At 59.2% G+C, this 7727-nt stretch carries 5 protein-coding genes; 1 reads left to right on the forward strand and 4 read right to left on the reverse strand.

Annotated features, from left to right (window positions below):
* The first annotated feature begins 6 nt into the window (after positions 1–6).
* Complete coding sequence (locus MJ956_RS11995; protein WP_253964690.1) at positions 7–1059, forward strand: tyrosine-type recombinase/integrase; 1053 nt, start codon at positions 7–9, stop codon at positions 1057–1059.
* Here the strand turns inward: MJ956_RS11995 and hsdR are convergent.
* From hsdR to MJ956_RS12015, 4 genes are all read right to left on the reverse strand, one after another.
* On the reverse strand, positions 1044–3377 hold the full coding sequence (hsdR, locus tag MJ956_RS12000) for an EcoAI/FtnUII family type I restriction enzme subunit R (RefSeq protein ID WP_253964691.1): 2334 nt from the start codon (positions 3375–3377) through the stop codon (positions 1044–1046). The genes MJ956_RS11995 and hsdR overlap by 16 nt on opposite strands.
* Positions 3378–3940: 563 nt before the next feature.
* Positions 3941–5209 (reverse strand): restriction endonuclease subunit S, encoded by a 1269-nt coding sequence (locus MJ956_RS12005; RefSeq protein WP_253964692.1) that lies wholly within the window; start codon positions 5207–5209, stop codon positions 3941–3943.
* A complete protein-coding gene (locus tag MJ956_RS12010) occupies positions 5206–6654 on the reverse strand; it encodes a class I SAM-dependent DNA methyltransferase (protein ID WP_253964693.1) in 1449 nt (482 codons plus the stop codon). Before MJ956_RS12010 ends, MJ956_RS12005 begins: the two co-directional genes overlap by 4 nt.
* Positions 6655–7270: 616 nt before the next feature.
* A complete protein-coding gene (locus MJ956_RS12015) occupies positions 7271–7489 on the reverse strand; it encodes a hypothetical protein (protein WP_253964694.1) in 219 nt (72 codons plus the stop codon).
* Positions 7490–7727 lie beyond the last annotated feature (238 nt).

Raw genomic sequence — 7727 nt, forward strand, 5'->3', positions numbered from 1 at the left:
CAACGCATGGCGCCGAAGAGCGTCGATCAGGCGTTGGCAGCAATTGCCGGCTTCGAGGCCTCGACCGGCTGGCGGGACTTTGCCCGGTTCCACATCGAACGAGCGCGCAAATTCAAACGGCAGCTCGAAGAGGATGTGAACCCGAAAACCGGCCGGCCGCTTGCCAAGGCGACGAGCTATGCGCGGCTCAAGGCGGTGGGGCGCTTCATTCACTGGCTGGCGGGGCAACAGGGCTACAAATCCAAGATCAGCTATTCGGACGCCGACTATTTCAACCCGTCGGCGAATGACGCCCGGATCGCGACGGCCAGCCGCGAACAGCGCGCGCCAAGCGTGGAACAGGTGCGCCATGTGATCGCATCGATGCCGGCCGGCTCGGACATCGAAAAGCGCGATCGGGCGCTGATCGCCTTCATCCTCCTGACCGGCGCTAGAGACGACGCGGTGGCGTCACTGTCGCTGAAGCATGTCGATATGGATCGGCGGCTTCTCGATCAGGATGCGCGCACGGTCCGCACGAAGAACCGCAAGACGTTTCCGACCTGGTTCTTTCCGATCGGCGACGATATCGAAGCGATCGTGCGCGACTGGAAAGCTTACCTCGGAGAGGCGCTTTTGTTCGGTCCCGACGATCCGCTGTTTCCCAAGACGAAGATCGGATTGAACGAGGGGCAATTCGCGCCGGCCGGCCTCGAAAGGGCGCATTGGTCGAATGCCGATCCGATCCGCCGCGTTTTTCGCGAGAGCTTCGAAGGCGCCGGCCTGCCGTACTTCAATCCGCACAGTCTAAGGAAGACGCTGGCGCGGCTCGGCGAGCGCGTCTGCGGATCACCGGAAGAGTTCAAGGCGTGGTCGCAAAATCTTGGCCACGATCAGGTAATGACGACGCTGGTTAGCTACGGCACGGTCGCTCCGCACCGACAGGAAGAACTGATCGGCAAGATGCGAATTGGGCGGCAGGCCAATTCCGTCGAAACCGGATCGCCCGATCCTGAAACAGTTCGCCGCGTCTTGGAGCACCTCGTCCAAGGCGGTGGACTGGGTCAAATACGCGACTGAAACAAATGGCTCTGAATTCCGACGAACGCGTCTCGGATGTCAGCGACACCGCCGAGAACCCGCTTCGCGTCGTTGGTGCCGCCATATCGAATCCGCAGGAAATCTGCGATCTTCCTCGGCGCCAGTTCCTCGATCCCGTGTAGCTCATAGGCGCGCAGGACGTAGTCGAGAAACTCCCGCATCTCGGTCTCGTAGCCGGAAAGTCCGGTCGATCGGGCACCCTCGGCACGCTCCGATCGCGCCAAGGGTGCGAGCGTAAAGCGGACATAGGCGAGGACGTCGAAGATGTCGCTGTTCGGCGCGTCGATCAGGCGGCGCATGTCCTCCATGCGATCGGCATCGTAGCCAAGCTCGGTGAGCCGCTGCATCATCGCTTCGCGCCGGGCAGGATCGCTCCAGACGCTCCGCAGTTCGTCCTCGGAGTCCACCATCGAACCAAGATCGCCGAAGAGCTGATCCATGAACTCCTGCGCCGAGATCTGCCGGCCGTGCCACCAATAGGTTGTGGTGGCGATATATCGGATCTTGCGCTCCTTGCCGTCTGCCAGCCTGACGACGATCTTCTCCGCCGGACCATCCTCCGACATCTCGCCACGCGGTGTCTCTTCTTGGTCGCTATAGACGACGTCATCCAGCTCGTTGCCGGTCTCCGTCTTTGCGCGTTGTATATCCGGCGGCAATGGCTCGCCATCCCATTCAGGGTCGTTGAAGTGCTCATAGGCCTTCACGAAATCGTAGATCGTGAAAAAGTCCTTGCCGTCGAAGGTGCGGGTTCCGCGCCCGATGATCTGCTTGAACTCGATCATCGATTTGATCGGCCGCAGGAGCACGATGTTGCGGATATTGCGCGCATCGACGCCGGTCGAAAGCTTCTGCGACGTCGTCAGGATAGTCGGCAGCGTCTTCTCGTTGTCCTGAAACTCGCGCAGGTGCAGTTCGCCGAGCTTGCCATCGTCTGCGGTCACGCGCTCGCAATAATGCGGGTCCGGATTGTCCTTGATCTGGTTGATGAAGTTGCGCACCCGCGCCGCGTGGTCCTGCGTCGCGCAGAACACCAGCGTCTTCTGGCGCTGATCGATCTGGTCCATGAACTCGGTCACGCGGCTCAATTCGCGCTGATCGATGATCAGCTTGGTGTTGAAGTCCGCCTCGGAATAGACCCGGTCCGGATCGATCTCGCCTTCCAGCACCTCGTCCTCGTCAGAAAAGGTATAGGTGTCGAGCGTCGAGGCCATCTGGCGCACCTTGAAGGGCGTCAGGAAGCCGTCGCCGATCCCTTCCTTCAAGGCGTAGGTGTAGACCGGATCGCCGAAATAGCCGTAGGTGTCGGCGTTCGCCCCGCGCTTCGGCGTCGCGGTCAGGCCGAGCTGCACGGCCGGCGTGAAATATTCGAGAATCCCCCGCCAGGTGCTTTCGTCCTTCGCCCCGCCGCGATGACACTCGTCGATAACGATCAGGTCGAAGAAGTCGGGCTCGTAACCCTCGAAGGTGAATTCGCCCGAGCCGGTCATGAAGGTCTGGAAGATCGTGAAGAAGATGTTGGCGTTCTTCGGGACCTTGCCCTTCTTGCGGATTTCTTCCGGGCTGATCCGGGAGAGAGCGTCGGGCGCAAAGGCGCTGAAGGCGTTGTAGGCCTGATCGGCGAGGATGTTGCGATCGGCGAGAAACAAAATGCGCGGGCGGCGGATGGGGTCGCGGGTGAGATTCCAGGAGGACTGGAAGAGCTTCCAGGCGATCTGGAAGGCGATGGAGGTCTTGCCGGTGCCGGTGGCGAGCGTCAGGAGAATGCGTTGATCGCCCTTGGCGATCGCTTCGAGAACGGCGGTGATGGCGTTGTGCTGATAATAGCGCGGCTGCCATTTGCCGCCGCCGGTCTCGAAGGGCACCATGCCGAAGCGGTCGCGCCAATCGTTTCCTTGCGGGTAGCAGCGATCCCAAAGCTCCTGCGGGGTGGGAAACGGCAGCGCGTGGTCGCCCTCCGCACCGGTGTTCATGTCGATGCCATACCAGCCGAGGCCGTTTGTCGAATAGGCAAAGCGGGCCTGCAGGCGGGTGGCGTAGTCCTTGGCCTGGCCGACGCCGTCGGTGTGTCCGAGCCCGGCACGCTTGGCCTCGACAACCGCGAGCTGCCGGCCGCGATGGCTCAGAACGTAGTCGGCGGCGACGCGGTTCGCGCGCAGTCCCCCGCTGAGAATCCGGCCCGGTGCGATCGTCAATTCTCGGGCGACGTGAGAGCCATCAACGACACCCCAGCCGGCGTCGCGCAGGATAGGGTCGATGCGGTTGGCGCGAGTGTCGGCTTCAGTCTCAATCTGCATCCGGCAACCCCATGAGCGGGCGAAGCATTCTAACCCGCTGATTCCTCAGAGCCGATATCCGACTGTGCAAGAACTGTCGTGGATCAGAAATCGGAGCGAAGTATTTCCACTGAATTTCGCTGTATCCTTCAGGTTCAACTGGCACGTCGACATCCGCGGGGACCCACCGATAGACATGGTGAGAATGGTAGCGAAGGTAAGGTCCAAGCGGCCCATTCTTGTCTGAGAGAGAGCCCAAACATTCCGGCAGGAGGAAAAGATTTGCTAAGTTTGTGTAAGCGTTAGGGTCCTTCGACCTCGTCCAGACATGCGCGATCGTCCAGCCACGCGGATGGTGCGTTGCTTTCATGCCGTGTGACCAAAAAAGAGCCCACCTCGGTGTGACGTTGTCGTCGAGTAGTAATCCGCTTTCTTCGTCAACCTGCAGTCTACGCTGTTGATCTCGAATTGAAGGAAACACAGGCCCTGCAAGCTTTGCAACCACAGACGGGTGCGGCAAGCGACAATGGCGTGCCGCAAGTGCAGCGAGAGCTAAGCTGTCTTCGCCTAGATTTGGTGCGGAATCAAACGGCACAGGGGCCGCTCAGTTGTCCGGAAAAGGCCTTTTGTAAGAGGGATTGGCGGAGGTCGGCGATGTCGGCAAGAGTCTCTGAATACTGATTCTGCAGCAATTCAATCGAATTCCGCAGTGTTTTAATCCGCTCTACGGCCGCGACTTGACTGCCGCGCTCTGGCACTCGAATGGGCCAACCGCTGACGGTTCCTTGAGTTATAGACGGTGGGTTGGCCTTGTTCGAAAATTCGTAGATATCTACCGAATACAGCCACTCATGCAAATATTGCGGCAAAATCTTGTCCTCGTCAGGAATCAATCCCATGACGTTATTGTCAACACATCCTGCCGTCTCGACAATTCGCTTCTTATTCGTATTTATTGCGCCGCCAACCTTCGGGAAAACAATCGATCCCATGGGAAATACAGCCGCATTCATACGTTTTCGCGCAACATCGCCAATATAATTATTCGCAGTTCTAAGACGCCATTCATTCCCTACAAGATTCATGTCACTGACCTTATAGAAAGGATAGTCGCCCTCAGTTTGACCCTGTTCTTTAACTGGAAAACCAGCGCCCGACTGAATCCGACAGACGTCGCCAATGGTCTTCGCTTCGTTGACGGCGACCGTAGCAGTCTCTGGATCAAAAATTGAAAGCCGACAGCGATCGTAAATTTCGGTCGCATCCGCCAGATTGGCCTCGGCATGGGCACGGGCGCGGTCGAGGCTGGCGAAGGCCTGATCAAGCAGCGCAACGATCCGCTTCTGCTCTTCTCGTGGGGGGAGTGGGATTGAGACGTTCCCCAGGTTCTTTCTACTTATCCGGCGGCGTGTCGTCCCGGTGCATCTGTCATCTACATCCCGGAGATAGCTTCGCGTTTCTGTGTAGTAGACAAGAAATTGCGGATCGACCGCTTCCATTTTCGGCCGCACAATCGAGCAGTCCACAGCAGTAATCATCTTTTCGCGGGAATCCGGGATTATGCAAGCACGCCCAACAGGATCGGGAAGTCTTGATATAAGAATATCCTGAGGCACAACCTCAAAGCATTTCAGACGATTGAAGGTCTCTTCATCGATGAAGCGGGCCTTTTCACGCCGATCCTTAAATTTACCGATACCTACGTTACCAGTTTGAACAAGTCGTATTCCAGAAGTTGACTGATCCTTTGTTTCGATCCAATTGCCGTCGGTGAACACAGCGGCAATTTTTGCTAGAGGCAGTGATTTCCAGCCCATAGGCAATGTTTTGATTGCGTCAGCTTGATCCTTCACAGCATCCCCCGAATGTCTTCGAGGATATGCGCCGTCTCCACGTCCCGCGCCAGCATGTCTTCGATGATCTGCTCCGGGCTGCGCAGTGCCTCGGCCTCGGGTGCGTTCGGGTTCTTGACCGACAGGTCCCAGGTCGCTTTGTCGAGGCTCCCGACCGGCACCGACCAGCTCTGCGGGCTGTCCTCCAGCTCCATCTGCAGCGTGACGAATTCTTCGAGATCAGCGTCGTTCAGCGGGTTGGTCTTGCCGAGATTGCGGCCGGGATCGAGCTGGTAATACCAGACGGAGCGCGTCTTCGAGCCCTTCTCGAAGAACAGCACCACCGTCTTGACGCCTGCGCCTTGGAACGTGCCGCCCGGGCAGTCGAGCACGGTGTGGAGATTGCACGTCTCCAGCAACTCCTTGCGCAGGGCGACGCTGGCGCCGTCGGTGTTCGACAGGAAGGTGTTCTTGATGACGATCGCGCCGCGCCCGCCGGCGCGCAGCTTGCGCATGAAATGCTGCAGGAAGAGATAGGCCGTCTCGCCCGACTTGATCGGGAAGTTCTGCTGGACTTCCTTTCGCTCGCCGCCGCCGAAGGGCGGGTTGGCGAGCACGATGTCGTGGCGGTCCCGCTCCCTTATGTCCATCACGTTCTCGGTGAGCGTGTTCGTGTGGCGGATCGACGGGGTGTCGATGCCGTGCAGGATCATGTTCATGATGCCCAGCACATAGGCCAGCGACTTTTTCTCCTGCCCGTAGAACGTCTTGCGCTGGAGTGTGTCCCAGTCCTTGGCCGAGAGATCGTCGCGCTTGAGATATTCGAACGCCTCGCACAGGAAGCCGGCCGACCCGCAGGCGCCGTCATAGATCGTCTCGCCGATCTGCGGCTCGACGACCTTGATCATGGCGCGGATCAGCGGGCGCGGCGTGTAATATTCACCCCCGTTGCGACCGGCATTGCCCATGCGCTTGATCCGGCTCTCATAGAGATCGGACAGCTCGTGCTTGGCCGCCTGGCTGTTGAAGTTCAGCCCGTCGATGATCTCCAGCGTGTCGCGCAGCGTGTAGCCGGAGCGGAACTTGTTGACGATCTCCGAGAAGATTTCGCCGATCTTGTATTCCAGCGTGTCCGGATCGTCGGACGCCACGCGGAATTTTTTGAGATAAGGGAACAGCTCCCGATTGACGTAGTCGATCAGGTCCTCACCTGTCTTTGCCGCGTTGTGGTCGAGCTTGCCGTTCGTCTTCGGCGCGGCCCATGCCTGCCAGCGATAGGGCGCTTCGAGGATGGGCGTGTAGCCCTCGCCCTTCAATTCGGCGTCGTCCTGGCGCTCGGCCTCAAGGTCGTCGAGATATTTCAGGAATAGAACCCAGGAGGTCTGCTCAGCGTAGTCGAGCTCAGAGGAGATCCCCTCGTCGTTTCGCAGCACGCGGTCGATGTTGTTGAATGCGTTTTCGAACATGCCTGACCTTTTTCCGGCGGTTTTCGCCCTGGTAGAGCTGTAAGCGCTGCACGCTTTCTGAGGCAAGCTCCGGCAAGCAACAGAACCCGGTTGCAGTTCGCCGTCTCCAAAGGGCAATTACCCACCACCGGTTGCCAGCCGTCTCGATGCCTGAATACGTAGCGGGATGGAACGCGGTGATTTGCAGCGGCTTTCGAAGGATAAACTGATCGATCCGGTGCTGCTGACGTTGCCCTCAAGTTTTATTCGATCGTAGGGTTCCCGTCCGGCGGGTTGGTTGCATTTTTGGCGGGATGCGCGGCGAGGCGACGGCGCAGAGCGAAGGATGGCCAAGGCATCTTCTGCATACCGACCGCTCGCAATTTCGCGACGATCGATCAGGCTATCCGAGTGCAATAGGCGAAGCGGACCGAAGCGTTTTATATCGCGCTTCGATTGGTCAACGCCTTGTGATCGGCGCGGCGGAAACGTGCGCCAAGCATTCGCATTTGTTGGTAGATTTGTTGGTATCGAACGAAATTAATTTACCCGATAGCTAATTTAATCAACGTCTTACGTCATGGATGTGACGCCTTTCCTGGCACCATTTCCCAAAATTGAGAATCAGGCGCCCTGCCTAGACGATCCCGTGAAGATGCGGGCGGCGGCCCGGCTGCGCGTTCGTCTGCGCATATCTGAGCGCCTGGAGCCGCGCGTAAGGCTCCCAGCCCGCCAGCACTTTGCTCGCCGCGTCGGAGACTTCGAACTCGCCGCATCGCGGGCACCGGACGACGGCGACATGCGCTGCTTCGGCCTCGCCCCGCTCCGCCGGTCCATCACAGATGATGCAACGCATCGGTCGCTTTCCTCCCGGCCTTCGATAAGGTGCCATCCTGCGCCTTCGGGCTTGGAAATGGAATAGCGGCGCCGGCTCGCACCGACCGCTGATCACGGATGCTGCCAAGGGTCCGCGGCCGCCCGGTCCGGACTGAAAAAAGGGCGGCCCGGTTTGACCGTGCCGCCCTCTTTGTCATGGGATTGTCAGGTCCGTTTCGGCCGCGTTCGCGCCCGATCAGAACTCTTCCCAGCTGTCG

Origin of the sequence: Aurantimonas marianensis, assembly GCF_024195285.1 — a bacterium.
Taxonomy (GTDB): domain Bacteria; phylum Pseudomonadota; class Alphaproteobacteria; order Rhizobiales; family Rhizobiaceae; genus Aurantimonas; species Aurantimonas marianensis.